At 67.2% G+C, this 21,515-nt stretch carries 23 protein-coding genes; 10 read left to right on the top strand and 13 right to left on the bottom strand.

The features are described from left to right. Positions 1-98: 98 nt before the first annotated feature. On the bottom strand, positions 99-347 hold the full coding sequence (locus P1U75_RS12865; RefSeq protein ID WP_300243997.1) for an accessory factor UbiK family protein: 249 nt from the start codon (positions 345-347) through the stop codon (positions 99-101). A gap of 96 nt (positions 348-443) precedes the next feature. Between P1U75_RS12865 and lgt the strand changes: the two genes are divergently transcribed. The 4 genes from lgt to P1U75_RS12885 all read left to right on the top strand — a co-directional run bounded on the left by lgt (position 444) and on the right by P1U75_RS12885 (position 4,520). Then, positions 444-1,331 (top strand): prolipoprotein diacylglyceryl transferase, encoded by an 888-nt coding sequence (lgt, locus tag P1U75_RS12870; protein ID WP_300243999.1) that lies wholly within the window; start codon positions 444-446, stop codon positions 1,329-1,331. Further along, entirely contained in the window at positions 1,328-2,398 is a 1,071-nt protein-coding gene (locus tag P1U75_RS12875) for an SAM-dependent methyltransferase (RefSeq protein WP_300244001.1), read from the top strand. Before lgt ends, P1U75_RS12875 begins: the two co-directional genes overlap by 4 nt. Beyond that, positions 2,395-3,150 carry a peptidoglycan editing factor PgeF gene (gene pgeF, locus P1U75_RS12880; RefSeq protein ID WP_300244003.1) on the top strand — a complete coding sequence of 252 codons (756 nt, stop codon included), beginning with the start codon at positions 2,395-2,397 and terminating at the stop codon, positions 3,148-3,150. The genes P1U75_RS12875 and pgeF overlap by 4 nt, the downstream gene beginning before the upstream one ends. 587 nt (positions 3,151-3,737) lie before the next feature. Continuing rightward, a complete protein-coding gene (locus tag P1U75_RS12885; RefSeq protein ID WP_300244006.1) occupies positions 3,738-4,520 on the top strand; it encodes a Hint domain-containing protein in 783 nt (260 codons plus the stop codon). 7 nt (positions 4,521-4,527) lie between these two features. Here the strand turns inward: P1U75_RS12885 and P1U75_RS12890 are convergent, their stop codons facing one another. Beyond that, entirely contained in the window at positions 4,528-5,028 is a 501-nt protein-coding gene (locus P1U75_RS12890) for an Lrp/AsnC family transcriptional regulator (protein WP_300244008.1), read from the bottom strand. A gap of 224 nt (positions 5,029-5,252) precedes the next feature. Between P1U75_RS12890 and trxB the strand changes: the two genes are divergently transcribed. The 3 genes from trxB to P1U75_RS12905 all read left to right on the top strand — a co-directional run bounded on the left by trxB (position 5,253) and on the right by P1U75_RS12905 (position 9,871). Then, the gene (trxB, locus tag P1U75_RS12895; RefSeq protein WP_300244010.1) at positions 5,253-6,197 is read left to right on the top strand and encodes a thioredoxin-disulfide reductase; all 945 of its coding nucleotides are present in this window, start codon (positions 5,253-5,255) and stop codon (positions 6,195-6,197) included. A 93-nt stretch (positions 6,198-6,290) separates the two neighbouring features. Continuing rightward, positions 6,291-7,973 carry an adenylate/guanylate cyclase domain-containing protein gene (locus tag P1U75_RS12900; protein ID WP_300244012.1) on the top strand — a complete coding sequence of 561 codons (1,683 nt, stop codon included), beginning with the start codon at positions 6,291-6,293 and terminating at the stop codon, positions 7,971-7,973. Positions 7,974-8,152: 179 nt separating this feature from the next. Further along, positions 8,153-9,871, top strand: coding sequence for a bifunctional sulfate adenylyltransferase/adenylylsulfate kinase (locus tag P1U75_RS12905; protein ID WP_300244014.1), 1,719 nt, complete (start codon positions 8,153-8,155; stop codon positions 9,869-9,871). A gap of 102 nt (positions 9,872-9,973) precedes the next feature. Here P1U75_RS12905 and P1U75_RS12910 read toward each other — a convergent pair whose 3' ends face one another. From P1U75_RS12910 to P1U75_RS12925, 4 genes are read right to left on the bottom strand one after another with little or no spacing between them, the layout of a single operon-like run. After that, a complete protein-coding gene (locus P1U75_RS12910; protein ID WP_300244016.1) occupies positions 9,974-10,834 on the bottom strand; it encodes a hypothetical protein in 861 nt (286 codons plus the stop codon). 39 nt (positions 10,835-10,873) lie between these two features. Beyond that, on the bottom strand, positions 10,874-11,776 hold the full coding sequence (locus tag P1U75_RS12915; RefSeq protein ID WP_300244018.1) for a PhzF family phenazine biosynthesis protein: 903 nt from the start codon (positions 11,774-11,776) through the stop codon (positions 10,874-10,876). After that, positions 11,773-11,997, bottom strand: coding sequence for a DUF1150 family protein (locus tag P1U75_RS12920; protein WP_300244020.1), 225 nt, complete (start codon positions 11,995-11,997; stop codon positions 11,773-11,775). Before P1U75_RS12920 ends, P1U75_RS12915 begins: the two co-directional genes overlap by 4 nt. 5 nt (positions 11,998-12,002) lie before the next feature. Then, on the bottom strand, positions 12,003-12,416 hold the full coding sequence (locus P1U75_RS12925; RefSeq protein WP_300244023.1) for an Hsp20 family protein: 414 nt from the start codon (positions 12,414-12,416) through the stop codon (positions 12,003-12,005). Between the two features lie 162 nt (positions 12,417-12,578). On the opposite strand from P1U75_RS12925, the gene P1U75_RS12930 reads away from it, so the two are divergent. From P1U75_RS12930 to P1U75_RS12940, 3 genes are all read left to right on the top strand, one after another. Continuing rightward, a complete protein-coding gene (locus P1U75_RS12930; protein ID WP_300244026.1) occupies positions 12,579-12,803 on the top strand; it encodes a DUF465 domain-containing protein in 225 nt (74 codons plus the stop codon). A gap of 120 nt (positions 12,804-12,923) precedes the next feature. Continuing rightward, positions 12,924-13,412 (top strand): 5-(carboxyamino)imidazole ribonucleotide mutase, encoded by a 489-nt coding sequence (gene purE / locus P1U75_RS12935; RefSeq protein WP_300244029.1) that lies wholly within the window; start codon positions 12,924-12,926, stop codon positions 13,410-13,412. Next, the gene (locus tag P1U75_RS12940) at positions 13,405-14,481 is read left to right on the top strand and encodes a 5-(carboxyamino)imidazole ribonucleotide synthase (protein WP_300244031.1); all 1,077 of its coding nucleotides are present in this window, start codon (positions 13,405-13,407) and stop codon (positions 14,479-14,481) included. The genes purE and P1U75_RS12940 overlap by 8 nt, the downstream gene beginning before the upstream one ends. Before the next feature lie 26 nt (positions 14,482-14,507). On the opposite strand, the gene P1U75_RS12945 is transcribed toward P1U75_RS12940, so the two are convergent. The 7 genes from P1U75_RS12945 to P1U75_RS12975 form a co-directional block, all read right to left on the bottom strand. Beyond that, complete coding sequence (locus P1U75_RS12945; RefSeq protein WP_300244033.1) at positions 14,508-15,659, bottom strand: alpha-D-ribose 1-methylphosphonate 5-triphosphate diphosphatase; 1,152 nt, start codon at positions 15,657-15,659, stop codon at positions 14,508-14,510. Continuing rightward, on the bottom strand, positions 15,656-16,429 hold the full coding sequence (locus tag P1U75_RS12950) for an alpha/beta fold hydrolase (RefSeq protein ID WP_300244036.1): 774 nt from the start codon (positions 16,427-16,429) through the stop codon (positions 15,656-15,658). The genes P1U75_RS12945 and P1U75_RS12950 overlap by 4 nt, the downstream gene beginning before the upstream one ends. A gap of 47 nt (positions 16,430-16,476) precedes the next feature. Then, positions 16,477-17,322 (bottom strand): DMT family transporter, encoded by an 846-nt coding sequence (locus tag P1U75_RS12955; protein WP_366915041.1) that lies wholly within the window; start codon positions 17,320-17,322, stop codon positions 16,477-16,479. A 12-nt stretch (positions 17,323-17,334) separates the two neighbouring features. Continuing rightward, positions 17,335-18,468, bottom strand: coding sequence for a hypothetical protein (locus P1U75_RS12960; RefSeq protein ID WP_300244038.1), 1,134 nt, complete (start codon positions 18,466-18,468; stop codon positions 17,335-17,337). A 180-nt stretch (positions 18,469-18,648) separates the two neighbouring features. Next, a complete protein-coding gene (gene groL, locus P1U75_RS12965) occupies positions 18,649-20,292 on the bottom strand; it encodes a chaperonin GroEL (RefSeq protein WP_300244040.1) in 1,644 nt (547 codons plus the stop codon). 44 nt (positions 20,293-20,336) lie between these two features. Next, positions 20,337-20,624, bottom strand: coding sequence for a co-chaperone GroES (locus P1U75_RS12970; RefSeq protein ID WP_300244042.1), 288 nt, complete (start codon positions 20,622-20,624; stop codon positions 20,337-20,339). A 162-nt stretch (positions 20,625-20,786) separates the two neighbouring features. Continuing rightward, positions 20,787-21,458, bottom strand: a complete 672-nt coding sequence (locus P1U75_RS12975) for a DUF2161 family putative PD-(D/E)XK-type phosphodiesterase (protein WP_300244044.1) — start codon at positions 21,456-21,458, stop codon at positions 20,787-20,789. Between the last annotated feature and the right edge of the window lie 57 nt (positions 21,459-21,515).

A 21,515-nucleotide genomic window follows, 5' to 3' on the forward strand; every position in this document is an offset into this window, starting at 1 on the left:
TTTCTCCGGGGCCAGCCGCCCCGGCGCGGGAACCCGCGCACAGTGCCGCAGGCCGCGCGCCCGGGCAAGACCGCGGCGAGACCGCGGTCCGGGCGCCGTTACTTGCCCGCCTTCTCTTCCAGCGCGGCGATCCGGGCGGTCAGCGCGGCATTCTCTTCGCGCGCCTTCTGCGCCATCGTGCGCACCGCGTCGAATTCTTCGCGGGTCACGAAATCACGGTCGGCCAGCCAGCGGTCCATCAGCGATTTCATCGCCGTCTCCGCCTCGTCCTTGGCGCCCTGCGCAACGCCCATCGCGTTGGTCATCAGCTGCGAGATATCGTCGAGGATCTTGTTGCGGGTCTGCATCTGTGGTCTCCGTGTCGCGGTTGGCCCCTATATGGGCCCTGCGCGGCGCTGCGGCAAGGTTGACTTCGCCCCGCGCCTGCAGGCAAGGAGACGCATATGCAGGCTGCCCTTCGATTTCCCGATCTCTCGCCCGAACTGGTCTCCTTCACGCTCTTTGGCATGGAGTTCGCGCTGCGCTGGTATGCGCTGGCCTATATCGCCGGCATCCTGATCGCCTGGCAACTGGCCCTGCGGGCGGTGCGGCGCGCGGCGCTCTGGCCTGGTAACGCCGCGCCGATGACCCCGCAGCAGATCGAGGAGTTGCTGACCTGGATCATCCTCGGGGTGATCCTCGGCGGGCGGCTGGGATTCGTGCTTTTCTATCAGCCCGCCTACTACCTGCGGCACCCGGCCGAGATCGTCATGGTCTGGCAGGGCGGCATGGCCTTCCACGGAGGCCTGCTGGGGGTGATCGTGGCCTCTTGGCTGTTCACCGCGCGGCACGGCATATCCCGGCTCGGCGCGGCCGACCTGATCGCCCATGTCGTGCCGCCGGGGCTGCTGCTGGGGCGGCTGGCCAATTTTGTCAATGCCGAGCTCTGGGGCCGGCCCACCGACCTGCCCTGGGGCGTGGTGTTTCCCGGACCGGCGGCGCAGGACTGCCCCGGCGTGGCTGGCCCCTGCGCGCGCCACCCCTCGCAGCTTTACGAGGCGGGGATCGAGGGGCTGGTGCTGGGGGCGTTGCTGCTCTGGCTGGTCTACCGGCGCGGCGCGCTCAAGCGTCCCGGCCTGACCTTGGGCATCTTCCTTTCCGGCTACGGGCTGGCCCGGTTCCTCGTCGAGTTTGCCCGCCAGCCCGACGCGCAATTCGTCTCGCCCGGCAATCCGCTGGGGCTGGCGTTTCACCTGGGCGGCTACGGGCTGACGATGGGACAGATCCTGTCGCTGCCGATGATCGCGCTCGGGTTGTTCTTCGCGCTGCGGGTCCGACGGACCGCGACATGAGCCTGCGGAACGACCTGATCGCGCGGGTCCGGGAGACCGGCCCGCTGAGCATCGCCGATTACATGGCCGAGTGCCTTTTGCACCCGGTCCACGGCTATTACACCACCCGCGATCCATTGGGGACCAAGGGCGATTTCACCACGGCACCGGAAATCAGCCAGATGTTCGGTGAATTGATCGGGCTGGCGCTGGCACAAAGCTGGATCGACCAGGGACGGCCAAAGCGGTTCGTGCTGGCCGAACTGGGGCCCGGGCGCGGCACGCTGATGGCGGACGTGTTGCGCGCCGCCCGCGCGGTGCCGGGGTTTTGCGCGGCCGCCGAGATCTGCCTGATCGAGGCCTCCCCCGCCCTGCGCGCGGTGCAGGCGAAGACCCTAAAGGGACACGCGCCGCGATGGCTCGACCGGGTCGAGGACCTGCCCGGCGACCGGCCACTTTTTGCCGTGGCTAACGAATTTTTCGACGCCCTGCCGGTGCGCCAGTTCCTGCGCCAGGGCGCGGGCTGGTGCGAGCGGCGGGTCGGGCTGCGCGACGGCGCGCTGGCCTTCGGGCTTGGCGCCGAGGCACCGCAAGCGGCGCTGGCGCACCGGCTGGAGGACACAAGCGCTGGCGATCTGGTCGAGGTCTGCGAGGCGGCGGCGCCGATCATCTCGGCCCTTGCCACGCGAATCGCGGCGCGGGGCGGGGCGACTCTGATCGTGGATTATGGCGACTGGCGCAGCCTGGGCGACACGTTGCAGGCCCTGCGCGCGCATGAACCGGCCGATGTTCTGGCCGATCCGGGCCAGGCCGATCTGACCGCGCATGTGGATTTCGAACCGCTGGCCGAGGCCGCCCGCGCCGCAGGCTGCGCCCATAGCCGAGTGACCCCGCAGGGGGTTTTCCTCGAACGTCTGGGCATCACCGCGCGGGCGCAGGCACTGGCGCGGGGCCGCTCCGGCGCCGCGCTCGACGATCTGGTCGCGGCACATCGCCGGTTGACGCACCCCGACGAAATGGGAAACCTGTTCAAGGTGCTGGGTCTCTATCCGACCCAGGCCGCCCCACCGCCCGGACTGGCCCCATGACTCTGGAAATCCTCACTTCCGATCGCATTGCCCCGTTGCGGCACGGGTTCTTCACCCGACGCGGCGGCGCATCCTCGGGGGTGTTCTCCGGGTTGAACTGCGGCCCCGGCTCATCGGATCAGCGCGAAGCGGTGGCGATCAACCGCAGCCGCGCCGCCACCGCATTGGGGATCGAGGCCGATGCGCTGGTGGCGGTCCACCAGGTACATTCGGCCGATGTCGTTCCGGTGACAGGTCCGCTTGCGGATATGCCGCGCGCCGACGCGCTGGTCACCGCCACGCCGGGGATCGCGCTTTCGGTCCTGACCGCGGATTGCCAGCCGGTGCTGTTCGCCGACAAGACCGCCGGGGTGATCGGCGCCGCCCATGCCGGCTGGCGCGGCGCGCTCGACGGCGTGCTGGAGGCCACCCTGGAGGCGATGGAGGCCCTCGGCGCCCATCGCGCCGATACCGTGGCGGTGATCGGTCCGACGATTTCCCAGCGCGCCTACGAGGTGGGCCCCGAGTTCATCGACGATTTCCTTGCAGACGATCCCGGCAACGGCCGCTTCTTCATCAACGGCGAGGGCGACAGGTATCACTTCGACCTGCCTGGCTACGGGCGGCACCGGCTCCGTTCCGCCGGCATCGGCGAGGCGGAGTGGACGCGCCATTGCACCTATTCCGACCCGGACCGGTTTTATTCCTACCGCCGCACCACCCATGCCGGCGAGGCCGACTATGGCCGCCTGCTCTCGGCGATCCGGCTCTGACCGACGCCGTCACGCGGGATTGCGACCGAACCGCCGCAATTGCGCCCGTCCGGCCCCATTTGGGCGCGGAATCTCCCAGCCCCGGTCCCACGTCCGCCTGAATGCTCGCCGATAGTCTGATCAAAGAAATCGCCGCATCGAACGGACGGCATCAGGCAGGAGCAGAACCCATGAAACGGAAATCACGCTTTATCGCATCGGTCATCGCCACCGCGAAGTCCACCGAGGCCCCTCTGCCCTGGGCCCGCGGAACCCGTACGCCGCGCGCCGCCGCAGCACGCCATCAGGCCCAAAGCGCGTAACCGCGCCGACCGAGTCCGGGCGATGGTCCCGGGCAAATTGGCGGAACGCGAGAATCGGTTAATGGCCGAAATGTGGCCAATTTCTCGCATGTTTAGAAACAGTAATGGGTAGCCCCGGCGGATTGATCCCGTCCAACGGGCGTAAAAGGGCAATTTTTTGACAATTATAAGCGTTTTTTGGACAAATCGTAGCAGTACAGATGCCGATCACGTGTTTACCCGTGTCCATCTGTCGTTGTCGGTGGGGGCCGACGCAGATGCGACCCGACAAGAAAGGGCCGATGAATGACGATCCCCACCTCGCTCGCGCGGGCTGCGCGCAATGCCGTCCAGACCAGCCCCATTCTGCAAGATCCCGCCGCATTGCGGGCGCGCTCGCGGCCACAGCTGCGCCGGTATGAGGTCAGCGCGCTTGCCGCCAACGGGGATATCGTCGACAGCCGCCATATCGCCCCGGCACTGCCGCTGTTCGAGAACGCGTTTTCCGCCTTTACCCGCGGCTCGTTGATCGAAACCGAGGCCGGTCAGATCGCTGTCGAGGATCTTCTGCCCGGCGACCGGATTGTCACCCGCGACGGCGCCGCCGAAACCCTGATGTGGAAGGGCAGCACCCTGATCGTCCCCGGCCGCCCGGACGCCAAGGGCCGCTGTCACCCGCTGGTGCGCATCATGGCCGACAGTTTTGGCATGCAGGTGCCGATGTCAGATGTCCTGGCCGGCCCCGCCGCGCGCCTGCTGAAAACACCCGGGCACCTGCGCAAGCTGGCGGGCCAATCGCCATTGCTGACCCCGGTTGCGGAATTCATCGACGGCATGAACGCCATCGAGACCGCGCCGCCCACCGCCGTGCAGCTGTTCCATCTCTGCCTGAGGCAGCATTCGGTGATCCGCATCGGCGGGCTGGAGTTCGAAACCTATCACCCGGGAACCAACGCGCTGCATCTGATCAGCCCTGCCCTCCGCGAGGTCTATCTCGACCTGTTCCCGCATATCTCGTCGATCTATGACTTCGGCCCGATGGCCTACGCGCGTGCCGGCGATGGCGAGATCAACGCGCTGAGCGCCTGATCCGCGCTCAGGCCGACCGGCTCAGCCGTTCCTCGAGCACGTCGAAGGGCACCCCCGGTTCGTCCTTGGCGCCGCGGATCACCAGCGAGGTCTTGACGCTGGCCACGTTCGGCGTGGTCAGCAGATCCCCGGTCAGGAAACTCTGGAAACTGCTCAGATCGGGGGCCACGCACTTCAGGATGAAATCGACCTCGCCGTTCAGCATGTGGCACTCCCGCACCAGCGGCCATTGACGGCAGCGTTCCTCGAAGGCGCTCAGTTCCGACTCGGCCTGGCTGTCCAGCCCGACCATGGCAAAGACCTGCACCTCGAACCCCAGCTCGCGCGCGTTCACATCCGCGTGGTAGCCCCGGATCAGACCGGACTCCTCAAGCGTACGCACGCGCCGCAGGCAGGGGGGGGCGGATATTCCAACACGCTTGGCCAATTCGACATTGGTCATCCGTCCATCGGCCTGAAGTTCCGAAAGGATCTTGCGATCTATCGGATCTAGTCGTGTAGTCGCCATCGCGAGTTCCCCTTCGTGTTGCGTTTCTTATAGCAGCGCGCCGGGTACGCGCAATAATGTTTCGCTGCGGCGCAATCATCCCAAAGACCAAGGCGAAAAAACAGGCAGCACGCCCTGTGTCGAATGGCCCCGAGAGAGGGCTTTAAGCCATTGGCGGCCTGGCTTATATGCTCAACGGACTGCGGTGGCCCCCGGCCGCCGCGCTGCTGATCTGTGGGGACAACATGACTGACACGCGCCAAACCAGGGTTCTGATCATCGGCTCCGGCCCGGCCGGCTATACCGCCGGCATCTACGCCAGCCGCGCCATGCTGGAACCCATCCTCGTGCAGGGGATCGAACCCGGCGGGCAGCTTACCACCACCACCGAGGTCGAGAACTGGCCCGGCGACACCGAGGTGCAGGGCCCCGACCTGATGGTGCGGATGCAGGACCATGCCAAGGCGATGGGATGCGAGATCATCGGCGACATCATCACCGACCTGGACCTGTCGAAACGCCCCTTCACCGCCAAGGGGGACAGCGGCACCACCTATTCCGCCGACGCCGTCATCCTGGCCACCGGCGCGCGTGCCAAATGGCTCGGCCTGCCGTCGGAAGAGGCCTTCAAGGGCTTCGGCGTCTCGGCCTGCGCCACCTGTGACGGGTTCTTCTACCGCGGCCAGGAAATTGTGGTCATCGGCGGCGGCAACACCGCCGTGGAAGAGGCGCTGTTTTTGACCAATTTCGCCTCCAAGGTCACGCTGATCCACCGCCGGGACGAATTGCGCGCGGAACGGATCCTGATCGACCGGCTGATGAAGAACCCCAAGATCGAACCGCTCTGGCATCACGTGCTGGACGAGGTCGTCGGCACCGACAACCCCAAAGGCGTCGAGGCGGTGCGGGTCAAGCATGTGGACACCGGCGAGATCACCGAGATCACCTGCAAGGGCGTCTTCGTCGCCATCGGCCACGCCCCGGCCAGCGAACTGGTCAAGGATCAGCTCGAGTTGCACAACGGCGGCTACGTCAAGGTCGAGCCGGGCAGCACCGCGACCTCGGTTCCGGGTGTCTTCGCCGCCGGCGATCTGACCGACCACACCTACCGCCAGGCGGTGACCAGCGCCGGCATGGGCTGCATGGCCGCGCTCGACGCCGAGCATTGGCTGGCCGCGCAGAACGACTGATTGCATCCTGAGGCGGTCCGCGCCGCCCCTTGACCCCGCCGCCCGCGACGCCGCAGTGTTGCGGCGGGACAACTCGGGGCGGGGGCCGGTTTCTTGAGCGTTCTTTGGCGGGGGACCTGGGTCACGAAACTGCGCATCGGCAGCGGGCTGATTCTGTTCGTCTTCGCCTTCTTCCACTTTCTCAACGTCGGGTTCGGGCTGCTGTCACCGTCGCTGATGGACGGGTTTCAGGACGCGCGCCAGCTGTTCACCCGCAATCTTGTCGGGGGGGTGATCCTGCATGGGGCACTGCTGATCCACGCCGGGCTGGCGCTGCTCAGCCTGGCTGAACGGCGCACCCTCCGCATGCCGGCGTGGCAGGCGCTGCAATACGGCTTTGGCCTGACCATCCCGGTTCTGCTGATCGCGCATGTGGTGCATACACGCATCGCGCACGAGCTTTTCGCGCTGAACGACGAGATGAGCTATATCGCGGTGCTGATCTGGAACACCCCGGACGGCTGGATGCAATCGCTCTTGCTGCTGCTGGTCTGGGCGCACGGCTGCATCGGGCTGCATTTCTGGCTGCGGCTGAAACCGTGGTGGCGGCGGGCGCTGCCCTATCTCATCGCCGCCGCCGCGCTGGTGCCCGCCTTCGCGCTGGCCGGGTTCATGACCGAGGGGCGGCGGATGCGCGCGCTGTTCGCCGACCCACAGGCACGAGCCGAGGCGATGGCGGCGTTCAACTGGCCCGACGCTTCCACCTTCGACATCCTGATCGGCATCGCGCGGACGGGGTTCTGGATCTTCCTGGGGCTGCTGGCGCTGGCCGGAATCGTACATTTCGGACGCCGGATCGTACGCCGCCGCCGCTCGGTCCGGATCCGCTATGCGGACGGGCCCGAGGTCACGTCGCCGCGCGGGCTGACCCTGCTGGAGATGTCGCGGCTGCACGGGGTGCCGCATACCGCGCTCTGCGGCGGGCGCGGACGCTGCACCACCTGCCGCGTGGTAATCGAGGAAGGCGCCGACCTGCTGCACCCGCCGGACCCGGCCGAGCTCAACAGCCTGCGCGCGGTCAAGGCCGGCCCCAACACCCGGCTGGCCTGCCAGATCCGGCCGCAGCACCCCGCGACGGTGTTTCGGGTGTTCCTGCCGGACGGAAAACGCGGGCGCGCCCATGCCAGCCAGGGCCAGGAGCGGCGGCTGGTGATCCTGTTCCTGGACATGCGCGGCTTCACCGCCCGCACCGCCGGGCAGTTGCCCTATGACGTGGTGTTCCTGCTCAACCGGTTCTTCGACGCCATCGTGCCGCCGATCATCGCCGCCGGCGGCAGCATCGACAAATACCTGGGCGATGGTCTGCTGGCGGTGTTCGAGACCACCGACGAGGCCAGTTCGGCCCGCGCCGCCCTGCGCGCCGCAGCCGATCTCAGCGCCGCGCTGGCCGCGTTCAACCTGCGCCTTGAGGACGAGGGCGTCCCGCCGATCCGCATCGGCGCCGGGCTGCATCTGGGCGAGCTGGTTCTGGGCGAGATCGGCGCGGCGGGCAGTGCGCCGCGCACCATCATCGGCGATACCGTCAATACCGCCAGCCGCCTTGAGGGCATGACCAAGGAGCTCGGCGTCGAGGTGCTGGTATCGCGCACCGTGCTGACGAGCGCCGGCATCGGAACCGACACGCTGGATCTGGTCACGCTGGAGCTGCGCGGGGTTTCCGCGCCGCTTGCGGCCCTTGCGACACTCAGCGGACAGGATCTGGAGCACCTGCTGACCGAGGCCGCATCCCCGGCCTGATACTTCCTCAGCCCGGAAAATCCGGGCAAAACCGGCGGAAAGCTGCGTCCGTGGCACAAACGCCCCCTGCTTTGCCGAAAAAACCGGCGCGCAACTGGACATTCCACCTGTTGCGGGTCTATCCCGCGCGCGACCGGTCCGACGGACCCGTGCAAAGATCCGAAACCGAGAGATTTGAAATGACAATGCTTAGCAACCTGACTCCGATCCCGGAGCTGTACGTTTCCTATGAATCCGCCCAGAAGCTGAAAGTCGAGGCCGGCGACCTGAAAAGCCTGGACCTGACACCGCGTCAGATCTGCGATCTGGAACTGCTGATGAACGGCGGGTTCAACCCGCTCAAAGGGTTCCTGAGCGAAGCCGATTACAACGGCGTTGTCGAAAACATGCGCTTGGCAAACGGCCAGCTCTGGCCGATGCCGATCAACCTCGACGTTTCGGAAAGCTTTGCCGAAACGCTGGAGCTTGGCGAGGACATCGCCCTGCGCGACCAGGAAGGCGTGATCCTGGCCACCATGACCGTGACCGACCGTTGGGAGCCGAACAAGTCACTGGAGGCCGAGAAGGTGTTCGGCGCCGACGACAGCGCGCACCCGGCCGTGAACTACCTGCACAACAGCGCCGGCAAGATCTACCTCGGCGGTCCGATCACCGGCATCCAGCAACCGGTCCACTATGATTTCCGCGCCCGTCGCGACACCCCGAACGAGCTGCGCGCCTATTTCCGCAAGCTGGGCTGGCGCCGCATCGTCGCCTTCCAGACCCGCAACCCGCTGCACCGCGCGCACCAGGAGCTGACCTTCCGCGCCGCGAAAGAGGCCCAGGCCAACCTGCTGATCCACCCGGTGGTCGGCATGACCAAGCCGGGCGACGTAGATCACTTCACCCGCGTGCGCTGCTACGAGGCGGTGCTGGACAAGTACCCGGCGGCGACCACCACCATGAGCCTGCTGAACCTGGCCATGCGCATGGCCGGCCCGCGCGAGGCGGTCTGGCACGGGCTGATCCGCAAGAACCACGGCTGCACCCATCTGATCGTCGGTCGCGACCACGCCGGCCCCGGCAAGAACTCGGCCGGTGAGGATTTCTACGGCCCCTACGACGCGCAGGAGTTGTTCCGCAAGCACCAGGACGAGATCGGCATCGAGATGGTCGATTTCAAGCACATGGTCTATGTGCAGGAGCGCGCACAGTATGAGCCTAACGACGAGATCGCGGATCGCGACAACGTCACCATCCTGAACATCTCGGGCACCGAGCTGCGCCGCCGTCTGGCCGAGGGGCTGGAAATCCCCGAGTGGTTCTCCTTCCCCGAGGTGGTCAAGGAGCTGCGCCGCACCAAGCCGCCGCGCAGCCAGCAGGGTTTCACCGTGTTCTTCACCGGCTTCTCCGGCTCCGGCAAATCGACCATCGCCAACGCGCTCATGGTCAAGCTGATGGAGATGGGCGGTCGTCCGGTGACGCTTCTGGATGGCGACATCGTGCGCAAGAACCTCAGTTCCGAGTTGGGCTTCTCGAAAGAGCACCGCGACCTCAACATCCGCCGCATCGGTTATGTCGCCAGCGAGATCACCAAGAACGGCGGCATCGCCATCTGCGCCCCGATCGCGCCTTATGCCACCACCCGCCGCGCCGTGCGCGAGGATGTCGAGGCCTACGGCGCCTTTGTCGAGGTGCATGTGGCGACCACGATCGAGGAATGCGAGCGCCGTGACCGCAAGGGCCTCTACAAGCTGGCGCGCGAGGGCAAGATCAAGGAATTCACCGGCATCTCCGACCCCTATGACGTGCCCGAGAACCCCGAGATCCGCGTCGAAACCGAGAATGTCGATGTCGACAACTGCGCCCACCAGGTGCTGCTGAAGCTGGAGCAGATGGGGCTGATCGGCCTCACCTGATCCGCCACGGCAGAGCCGACAATCGAACGGCCCGGGCGCAATGTCCGGGCCGTTTTTGTTGGCGGCACCGGGTGAGTCTGCCCGGGCCGTACAAGCATCGGGTCACAGGCTGTTCAGCACCGCCTCGGCGGCGCGGCGCTCGATCTCGGCATAGGGCTCCAACGCGCCCTGAAGACGGCGCAGATCCGGCAGGCGGGCCTCGAAATCGGGGACCGAGGCGGCATCGACCGCGCGGCGGATATCCGCCTCGCTCGTGCACTGGATGATCCCCGCGGGGTCGATGAAGCGGTCGAGGTTGGGGCAGCCCCAGTAGATCGGCACGGTGCTGCACAGCACCGCATCCACCAGCTTTTCCGAAAAATAGTTGGTCTCGCGCACGTTCTCGATCACCACCGAATAGCGATAGGGCGCCAGACCGTCGGACTTGCGATCAAACGGAGTGTACCCGCGCCCCATCACCGCCATGTCCCGCCCGGTTTCCCGCGCCCAATCGGCGACGGCATGGCGCAGCTTGTGACCCTCGGTATCGCGCTTTTCCGAGGCGATCAGCGAACACATCGCGGTCTTTTCCAGCGCCAGCCCACGCCAGTCCGGCACCCAGGTCCCGCCCAGCGGGAACAGCAGGGCATTGGGCACGGCGTCCAGCAGCGCCTGGTTGAAGGAGAGGATGCGAAAGAATCGCCGCCAGGTCAGCCGCAACAGCTTGAGATGGCGGCCGTGGATCACCGCCGGCTCTCCCATGATCAACGAGATCCGCGCCCGTGTGCCCCTGCGGCGGCGGACATGCATGTCGGTGCGGGGATAGACCAGCAGATGGTCGGTCACCTCGAGATCGCCGACCGATTTGCCCTGCAGACGGTCCGGGCATCCCAGCGGCCAGGTCAGCGCGGCCAGCGGCCGGGAAGCCAAGGCCGGACCCAGGCGGTTGCCGTAGGGCAGGATGGCGATTGCGGGGTCGGTCATTTCGGCTCTTTCCTGTCGTCTCGCGCCCCGCCCCTGCCCTTAAGCGGCGGGAAGATCAAGCTCGCCGCGCATCAGCACATAGCCCCGGCCGCCGACGCGCACGCCGGTCGGCGCTTCGTGCGGTCCCAGCACCTCGACCTCGGCCCGGCCGGGGCGCCCCATCCAGTGGCCCTGTTCGGCGACGAATCGCGGTTCCCCGATCAGCCTGTGATGCCACAGATACCCGGCCATGCAGCCGGTGGCCGAGCCGGTGAACGGGTCTTCCGGCGGCATCGGCGGTGGCAACAGCAGGCGCGAGAAGGTATCGCCCGCGGAGGTCTCGCCCCCGAGCGTAACCAAGAAAGGCTCGACCATGTCGTCGCGCGCGCTGCCCTGCGGGTTCATCGCGTGAAACAGCGCGGCGTCAAGCCGCGCCCGCCGCAGCGCCGGTTTGTCCCTGACCAGCGTGATGCAGAACGGCGTGCCGGTCGAGACCACCTGCGGCGTGCCGAGGATATCCCCGGGCTCCAGCGATACCATCGCGGCGATCGCGGCGGGATCCACACGGCGGCCGAATCGCGGGGCGGGCTGGGTCATCACGACCATCGTCCGGCCGGCGCGATGATCGACCGCGATCGGCAAGACACCGGACCTGACCTCGAGCGTGAATTCCGCCCGCCCGTCGGTCAGCGGCACCAGCCCCCGGTCGATCAGCGACACCACCGTCGCCACCGTCGGGTGGCCCGCCATCAGGATTTCCTTGTCGGCCAGGTAATACCGCGCCCCGAAATCGGCCACCTCCGAGCCCACCACGAAAGCGCATTCGGAGAGCGAGGTTTCGCGGACCAGCGCCAGCCGGTCCGCGACGTTCAGATCATCAGCGCCATGTACCACCACGCAACCGTTGCCACCAAAGGGGCGGTCGGTGAAGGCATCGACCCAGTCGAAGGGATAGCGGCTCAATGCACCGCGACGGGCGCGAGATCGTTCTGCCGCGCCAGCGCGAAGGCGAGGCGGCGGTCGGCCACCAGCGCGATCTGCTGGCCTTCCGAATCATGCACCGCGTAAAGCTGCTCGCGCCCGCCTGCACCGGCGCGCACCTCGTCCGGGAGATCGGCGACATCGACCGCCTTGACGTAAACGATTCTGCGGCCGTCCTGGTTGAAATCAAAAGGCGTGTTCATATCCGTTACCCCTTTCTGATGTTGATCGTCTGCACGACGCTTTCGGGCGCGGCGCGGGTCAGGTCCACATGCAGCAGACCGTTCTCCATGATCGCCTCGCCCACTTCGACGCCATCGGCCAGCACGAACATGCGCTGGAATTGCCGCCCGGCGATCCCGCGATGCAGGAACACCCGCCCGGCGCCATCGTCGCCCTGACGGCCGCGGATCACCAACTGGCGATCCTCGACCGTGATCGAAAGATCCTCCTCGGCGAACCCGGCCACGGCCAGGGTGATGCGATAGGAGAAATCCGACGTTTGTTCGATGTTGTAGGGGGGGTAACCCTCGTTGCCCGATTTGGCCGAGCGTTCCAGCAGGCGTTCCAGCTGCTCGAATCCCAGCATGTGCGGGTAGGACCCCAGGGTAAGTTTCGACACGTCATTCGTCCTTTTCAATCAAAGCGACGGCTTGCACGGCCCCATCAGGCGACCGCACCAGCCAAATATGGGCAGAATGCCGTGAATTAACAAGGGCTAGGCGAACCGCCAGCTTCGTCGTATCCTGAACGCCAGCCATCAACCGGAGCCGCGAGTCGCCCCATGAACGCCCAGACCGACATCTCGATGAAAACCGACGAGGTGCTGCGCGTGGAACTGGAGGTGTTCCGCCGCCAGCACCGCGATCTGGACGAGGCGATCACCGCGTTGGTCGAGCGCGGAACTGGCGACGCGCTGACCATCAAGCGTCTGAAAAAGAAGAAACTTCGGCTCAAGGACATGATTTCCCTGATCGAAGACCGGCTGTTGCCGGACATCATCGCCTGACCGGGTCCGGGTCGGGCCCGGGTCGGGCCCGGGTCGGCGCTCCACCGCATTGCCTGACACCGCGATTTGGCTATAGTGCGCGCTCTTTCGCAGCAGCGGGTACAGCAAGGGGCGCGATACATGGCCAGACCTTCCGTGGGCATCATCATGGGCAGCCAGTCGGACTGGCCCACCATGAAAGAGGCCGCCGACATCCTCGACATCCTCCAGGTTGCCCATGAGGCGCGGATCGTGTCGGCGCACCGCACGCCCGACCGGCTGTGGGACTATGGCAAGACCGCCGTGGAGCGCGGGCTGCAGGTTATCATCGCCGGCGCCGGGGGCGCTGCACACCTGCCCGGCATGATGGCCTCCAAGACCCGCGTGCCGGTGATCGGCGTGCCGGTACAGACCCGGGCGCTGTCGGGGGTCGATTCGCTTTATTCCATCGTGCAGATGCCAAAGGGATTTCCGGTCGCGACCATGGCGATCGGCGCCGCAGGCGCCGCCAACGCCGGGCTGATGGCCGCCGGCATCCTTGCGTTGCAGGACCCCGCGCTGGCCCGGCGGCTGGACGATTGGCGCGCCGCCCTGTCCGCCTCGATCCCCGAGGTGCCACAGGATGACTGAACCGCTCGCCCCCGGCGCCGTGATCGGCATCCTCGGCGGCGGCCAGCTTGGCCGCATGCTCTCGGTCGCGGCCAGCAGGCTCGGCTTTGCCACCCATATCTACGAGCCGGGCGTCAACCCGCCTGCGGGCCAGGTCGCCGCGCGGGTAACCACCGCCGGTTACGACGACGAGGCGGCGCTGCGCGCCTTTGCCGAAACCGTCGATGTGATCACCTACGAGTTTGAAAACATCCCCACCTCCGCGCTCGACCTGCTGGAGCCGCTGCGCCCGATCCGCCCCGGCCGCAAGGCGCTGAAGATCAGCCAGGACCGGCTGGTGGAAAAGGCGTTCCTCTCGGACCTGGGGCTGAAAACCGCCCCCTTCGCCGCCGTCGACGATGCCGAGGATCTGGCCGAGGCACTGGAAGAGATCGGCACGCCCGCGATCCTCAAGACCCGCCGCTTCGGCTATGACGGCAAGGGGCAGGCGCGGATCATGGCCCCCGACGATGCCGCGCAGGCGCTGGCCGACATGGCCGGTGCCCCCGCGATCCTGGAGGGGTTCGTCGCATTCAGCCACGAGGTCTCGGTCATCGCCGCGCGCGGGGTCGACGGATCGGTCGCCTGTTTCGACCCCGGCGAGAACCTGCACGAGGGCGGCATCCTGCGGACCACCACCGTGCCCGCCCGGCTGAGCCCGATGCAGCGCAGCGACGCGGTGCTGCTGGCGGCCAATATCCTCAACGCGCTGGATTACACCGGCGTAATGGGGGTGGAGCTTTTCGTCACGCCCTCCGGTCTGCTGGTCAACGAGATCGCGCCGCGCGTCCATAACTCTGGCCATTGGACCCAGACCGGCTGCACCGTGGACCAGTTCGAACAGCACATCCGCGCCGTCGCGGGCTGGCCGCTGGGCGACGGGCAGCGCCACGCGGATGTGATGATGGAGAACCTGATCGGCGACGACATGGACCGGGTGCCGGATCTGGCCCGCGACAGCGACACCGCGATCCACCTTTATGGCAAGGCCGAGGTCAAGCCGGGCCGCAAGATGGGCCATGTCAACCGGGTGATTCGGCCGCCGCGCTGACGCCCCTGACCCCGCGCGGCGCCGGGTCAGGACAGGAACCGTTCCGCCATCTCGCCGGCCATTGAGGCCACCCGCCCGGCGGCAAAAACGGCGGCGACACGCCCCGTCATTTCTTCCAGCACCACGAAATCGGCCCGTTTCCCGACCTCCAGCGTGCCGCGATCGCCCATCCCCAGCACCCGCGCGGGACCGCAGGAGACCAGGTCCCAGGCCGCCTCGAAGGGCAGCACCCCGGTTTCGGCCAGCCGCAGCGCGGCGCGGCGCGGGCTGGGATAGTGATAGTCCGAGGCCAGCGCATCGCACATCCCCATCGCCACCACGTCCAGCGCGCTGACGTTGCCCTTGTGCGAGCCGCCGCGCATCAGGTTGGGCGCCCCCATGACGATGGCGTCACCGCCGACACGGGCACTTTCGGCGGCCTCCTGCGTCTCGGGGAACTCGGCGATCCGCACGCCGCGCCCGCGCCAATCGGCGCGCTCCCCGGCGTTGTGGTCGTCGTGGCTGCCCATGCGCACCCCCTGCGCTGCCAGCCGGGCGCAGAGCGCATCGAGGGCCGCCGGAACCTCGCCGCCGCGCGCGTGCAACTCCAGCAGGTATTCAAAATGCCGGTCCGGGTTGCGCCCTGCCTTCAGCGCCTGCCCGGTCAGCTGTTTCGGCCTGCGCCCCTCGGCCAGCCGGTCATGCGGCAGGTGATCGTTGAACACCAGGTAGGGCACCTGCCACGCGGTCAGCCAGTCGGGCAGGTCGTCATAGGCGTCGAGCAGATGGGTCTCGAACCGCAACTGCGGGATCAGGTCGGGCACCACGCGCGCCCGCGCGGCGGCGATGGCGGGCATCACCCGGGCGGCGAACTCCGGCCCGCGCAGCCCGCCCTCCCAGCTGTGGAACTGGGCCAGAACGGCGGTGGTGATGCCATGGCTGGCCAGTTCCGCCGCCGCCGCCGCGATCCCCTCCTCCAGGTCGGTCATCGCGCCGCGCCGGGGGGCGACGTGGCGCTCGAACCCGTCGCCGTGCAGATCGACGATGCCGGGCAGCACCAGGCAGCCGCTCAGATCGACCACGCGACCCGCGCGATCCGCAACGATCTTTCCGCCGGCGAAAGACAGCGCATCGCACACCAGCCCCGCGCCGGGCCGCAGCACCTTTGCCCCGGTCAGATCCAGCGCCAGCCCCGTCATCGGGTCGGCTCCGAGACCGGTTCGGGCGGGCAATCGCCGGTCAGGCAGATCTCGTCGATTTCCGCCAGCAGCGCCTCAAGCCAGGTGATCCCGGGATCGAACCGCCCGGTTTCGATGAAATGCACCGCCTGGGCGATCACGCGCGGGTTGTTCATCATGAAGGTATGGGTCACCGGCAGGACAAGATGCGCCGCCATGCCCGCCACAAGGGTTTCGCGGACCGCGACCTTGCCGTCGTCCGGCCCGTCGATCATCCCGCTGAAGATCGGATTGAGCGTTTCGGTGCCCGCGATCACGCCGAGCGGGAAATCCACCGGCGGCAGGGCGCGCGGCACGCTGCCCGGCCCGGTGCCAAGCTGCTTGCCCGCCGGACCGTTGAGCAGGCCGAACACCTCCCAGTCGTCCAGCGCGTCCACCAGTTGCGCACCCTGGTTCGGCGGCCCCAGCATCACCACGCGACCCAGATTCTCGGGCCGGTGATCCCTGAGCCAGTAGCGCAGCAGGATTCCGCCCATCGAATGGGTCACGAAATGCACCGTTTCCTTGCCGCACGCCTCGATCGTCGGCGGAAGGGTCTGATCCGCCAGCGTCGGGATCGGCAGGTCGGTCGAGGGGTAACCGGGCCGCACCACTTTGTAGCCGCGCCCGCTGAGCACCTCGTCCATCACCAAGAAGGAGGACTCGGTCCGCGCCAGCCCGTGCAGCAGAACGACGCAATCGGCCATCGCCGCGGCAGGCCAGAGCAGGAGAAGGAGAGCCAAGTATCGCATGCAGGCGGGATAGGCGGTTTGACGGCGGGTGAAAAGCGGCAAGCGGCTCAGCCGCGCGCCGGGCGCGGCAGCGCCAGCGCGATCCCGCCCAGCACCACCCCCGCGCCCAGGATCAGCCGCAGCCCCGGCGCCTCGGCCAAAAGCGCCGCACCGGCGGCCAGTGCGATCACCGGCACGCTGAGTTGCAGGGTCGCTGCCGTCGCCGCCCCGAGCCGGGGCACCAGGCTGTACCACAGGGCATAACCCAGGCCCGAGGTCACCGCCCCGGCCAGCGCCGCCAGCGCCAGCCCGGTCCCGGTGGCCTGCCCCTCGCCCACCGCCCAAAGCAGCGGCAGCGCGGTCAGCGGCAGCGCGAGGCAGAAATTCGCCGCCGTGGCGGGCAGCGCCGCCGGTTCCGCCCGGCCGCTCAGGGTGTAGACGCCCCAGCCGATCCCGGCCGCCGCCATCCACAGCCCGCCCGAGAGCGAAACCTGCGCCTCGCCCGTCGGCCAGAGGATCCAGGCCAGCCCGGCAAAGGCCACACCCGCGCCCACCACCTGCCGCCGCCCCACCTGCGCGCCGCCCATCGCCCCGAGCCCGAGCATGGTGATCTGCACCACCCCGAACAGGATCAGCGCCCCCAGCCCGGCGTCGAGCGTCAGATAGGCCAGCGAGAACCCGACCATGTAGACGGTGAGCGACAGCGACCCGGCCCAGCGCCGCCGATGCCACAGCGGCAGCGCCTGCCGCCGCGCCAGCACCAGCACCACCAGCAGCGCCGCCCCCGCCGCCACCCGCACCGCCGCAAAACCGGAGGGGCCGATCGCGCCGCTATCGACGGCGGCCCGGTTCAACAGCGAGTTGGCCGCAAAGGCCGCCATGGTCAGCACGACCAGCAGGGAAAGGCGCAGCATGTAAGGATCCGATCAGTAGCGCGGCGCGCCGAGCATGTGGTCTGGCAGCAGCCGGATCGCCAGCGCCCCCAGCCCGGTCAGCAGCATCAGCAGGACGAAGAGCCAGCCGAGGAAGGGCACCAGCCCGATCACGCCCGCGACCAGCGCGCCGACACCGGCCGCAAGCGCCCGGTCACCGATGCTGTCCGGCAGGGTGCGGCCCGCCGCCGAAAGCAGCGCCACGCCAAAGGCATAGGCCCCGACCACATAGCCAAAGAACCCGGCCAGCAAGGCCAGCAGGACAAACGCCGGGGTCAGCAGGATGCCGATCCCGGTCAGCGCCACGACGATTCCCGCACCGCTGAGCGTCGAGAGCGCCACGAACCCGACGCCAAAGGTGCGCCCGGGCCGGTCGAGGATACGCCGCCGCATCGCCGCCAGCATCTCGGGCGCCAGCGCCGCGATCAGGGCGGCCACACCGGCCACCAGCAGGACGCCGAACAGGAACCCGCCGAGCACCCCGCGCCAGGACACCATCTCGGGTCCGCCGCCCCACTCCAGCGGTCCCCGGTCCTTGATCTTGCGCCGCTCGATTCGATCCTCCGGCGCGACTGAGGCCGGAACCGTCAGCTGCCCTGGGGTGGTTTCATAGAGGGTCAGGGTGCCGCCGACGCGGGCGCCGGGGCCGAAATCCACGTCGCGCGCGGTCAGCGCCATGTCCCCCGCGACCACGCTGTTAAGCGTCACGCGTTCCCCCGCCAGCAGGGCATAGCCGCCGATTTCGCTGTCGATCCGCAGCTCGGAGCCCGAGGCGCGCAGGTTGCCCGCAACCGGCCCCTGCACGGTGACCTCCTGACCGAACAGGGTCGCGTTGCCCGCCACCGCGCCGTTCAGCGTCACGTCCTGGCCCGCCATGTAGGCGTTGCCACCGGCATCGCCGGAGAGCGTCACCCAGCGGCCCGCCATATGCGCGGTGCCGGCGATGTCAGCCGCCGCCGTCACCTTTTCCCCGGCCAGGAACAGATCGGTCCGCCCCATCTGGGAAACACTCACGCTGCGGCCGGCACGAAAGGCATCGCCGCCGATGGCAAGGCTGCGGCCGTCGTCCCCGGCCAGGGCGGCAGAGGTCAGCAGAACGGACAAGAAAACCGAAATCAGAAATCGCATCTCAATCCCCCGGGAAAGCAAAACATCGGCAGGCTACCCGCGCGATATGACAGTTGCCAGCGCCGGTTCAAGAACCCCGCGAAAGACCGCCACCGAAAAACCGCCGCAAAAATTCCGTCGCGCCAAAAAGAAAGGGGGCCCAAAGGCCCCCTTCCCCATCTGTCCGGATGACCGGGCAGCTTACATCATGCCGCCCATGCCGCCCATGTCGGGCATGCCGCCACCGGCGCCGGCGCCTTCCTTGGCGGGTTTGTCGGCAACCATCGCCTCGGTCGTGATCAGCAGACCGGCGATCGATGCAGCGTCTTCCAGCGCGGTGCGGACCACCTTGGCAGGGTCGATCACGCCGAAGGCGAACATGTCGCCATACTCTTCGGTCTGCGCGTTGAAGCCGAACTTCAGATCGTCCGATTCACGGATCTTGCCGGCAACGACGGCGCCGTCGACGCCTGCGTTCTCGGCGATCTGGCGCAGCGGGGATTCCAGCGCGCGGCGCACGATGGCGATACCGGCGTTCTGGTCGCTGTTCGCACCTTCCAGGCCGGCCAGCATCTTGGCGCCCTGCACCAGAGCGACACCGCCGCCCACGACGATACCTTCCTGAACCGCGGCGCGGGTTGCGTTCAGCGCGTCGTCGACGCGGTCCTTACGCTCTTTCACCTCGGTTTCGGTCATGCCGCCAACGCGGATGACAGCCACACCGCCGGCCAGCTTGGCCACGCGTTCCTGCAGCTTTTCACGGTCGTAGTCGCTGGTGGTCTCTTCGATCTGGTTGCGGATCTGGGCCACGCGGGCCTCGATCTCGGCCTTTTCACCGGCACCGTCGACGATGGTGGTCTCGTCCTTGGTGATCTGGATCTTCTTGGCGGTGCCAAGCATGTCCATGGTGACGCTTTCCAGCTTCATGCCCAGGTCTTCGGAGATGACCTGACCGCCGGTCAGGATGGCGATGTCCTGCAGCATGGCCTTGCGGCGATCGCCGAAGCCCGGTGCCTTGACGGCCGCGATCTTCAGACCGCCACGCAGCTTGTTCACCACAAGGGTGGCCAGTGCTTCGCCTTCCACGTCCTCGGCGATGATCAGCAGCGGCTTCTGCGACTGGATCACCGATTCGAGCAGCGGCACCATCGGCTGCAGCGACGAGAGTTTCTTCTCGTGCAGTAGGATCATGCAGTCTTCCAGCTCGGTGGTCATCTTGTCGGGGTTGGTCACGAAGTAGGGCGACAGATAGCCGCGGTCGAACTGCATGCCCTCGACCACGTCGGTCTCGGTTTCCAGGCCCTTGTTCTCTTCGACGGTGATGACACCCTCGTTGCCGACCTTCTGCATCGCGTCGGCGATCTGCCGGCCGATCTCGACTTCGCCGTTGGCCGAAATGGTGCCGACCTGGGCAACCTCTGCCGAATCGCTGACCGGGCGTGCGGCGGCCTTGATGGCCTCGACGACCTTGTCGGTGGCCAGGTCGATGCCGCGCTTGAGGTCCATCGGGTTCATGCCGGCGGCAACCGCCTTCATGCCCTCTTTCACGATGGCCTGGGCCAGCACGGTGGCGGTGGTGGTACCGTCGCCGGCCTCGTCATTGGTGCGGGAAGCGACTTCCTTCACCATCTGGGCGCCCATGTTCTCGAACTTGTCTTCCAGTTCGATTTCCTTGGCGACCGACACACCGTCCTTGGTGATGCGGGGCGAGCCGAAGCTCTTGTCCAGAACCACGTTGCGGCCTTTCGGGCCCAGCGTGACCTTGACGGCATCGGCCAGGATGTTGACGCCCTTGAGCATCTTGTCGCGGGCATTGGTACTAAATTTGACGTCCTTGGCAGCCATTGCTGTTTTCCTCGTCTAACTTGGTTTCAGGGAAGGGCGCAATCTCAGGCGATGATGCCGAGAATGTCGCTTTCCTTCATGATCAGCATCTCTTCACCTTCGACGGTGACTTCGGTGCCCGACCACTTGCCGAACAGGATCTTGTCACCTTCCGACACGCCCATCGCGATCAGTTCGCCGCTGTCCTTGCGGGCGCCTTCGCCACAGGACACAACGATACCTTCGGCCGGCTTTTCTTTTGCGCTGTCGGGAATGATCAGTCCGCCTGCGGTCTTTTCATCGCCTTCGAGGCGACGGACCAGCACCCGATCGTGAAGTGGTTTGAATGCCATCTTTGCAGCTCCTTGAGGCTCAAAGTTCGTTTGATTGAAGTTCCCCGCTCTCCCCGGGGAACCGTTATCACTCACCCGAGGCGAGTGATAACGGCGCATAGCTAGGCACAGCACCGGCCTGTGTCAACAGGTCTTTTCGCACAGACCGCTCAACGGGCCGCCTCAATCCGTGTCCCAGCTATAGGCCCAATGGACCAGCCCCTCGGACCCGGCCGCAGTCAGGCGGTAGATGCCCTTTTCCACCCGTTCGAACCAACCGTAGTGGTTATCCGCCATCAGCCGCGTGGCATGGGCCACCCCGGTTGCGCGCGCTACCAGCGCCCCTTTTTGCGACCCGTGCTCGGCCAGATGGGCGGCGCAGCGCAGCGCATCCTGCCGATAGGCGGTGACGATACCGTGCCGCGTGGCGCCGCCCGAATTCGGATCGCCCTCCAGCCGGTCGAACTCGCGCAGCAGCTTTGCAGTGCGCTTTTTCGACTTGCGCGGCGCGTAGGGGCCCGGATCGCATTGTACCTCGGCCCGGCCGTCGCCGCGCACCGTGATCAGCCCCAGCCCGAGCCTTCGGCAGAGCGCGAGGTTGTCCTTCAGCGCCCGGCGCGCGGTCTTGCCGGTGGGACGCGGCACCGCGATATAGACCAGGTCGGTCACCGACAGCCGCGCCACCGCCTGGTGAAACAGCCCCAGCGAGAACCGCAGCTTCAGCTCGACGATCACCGGCGGATCATCGCCGCGCCGCGCCATCACGTCGGCGGCGCCGACCTCGCCCTTGACGCAATAGCCCTGTCGCTCCAAAAGCGCCTTTACCGGCGGATAAAGATCCTGTTCGCGGGTCATCGCGGCCAACCTAGGCGATCCACCCCGGCGCGTCCAACCGGCGCCGGATCGCAGGCG

It is taken from the genome of Antarcticimicrobium sp., from assembly GCF_029212575.1.
GTDB lineage: Bacteria > Pseudomonadota > Alphaproteobacteria > Rhodobacterales > Rhodobacteraceae > Antarcticimicrobium.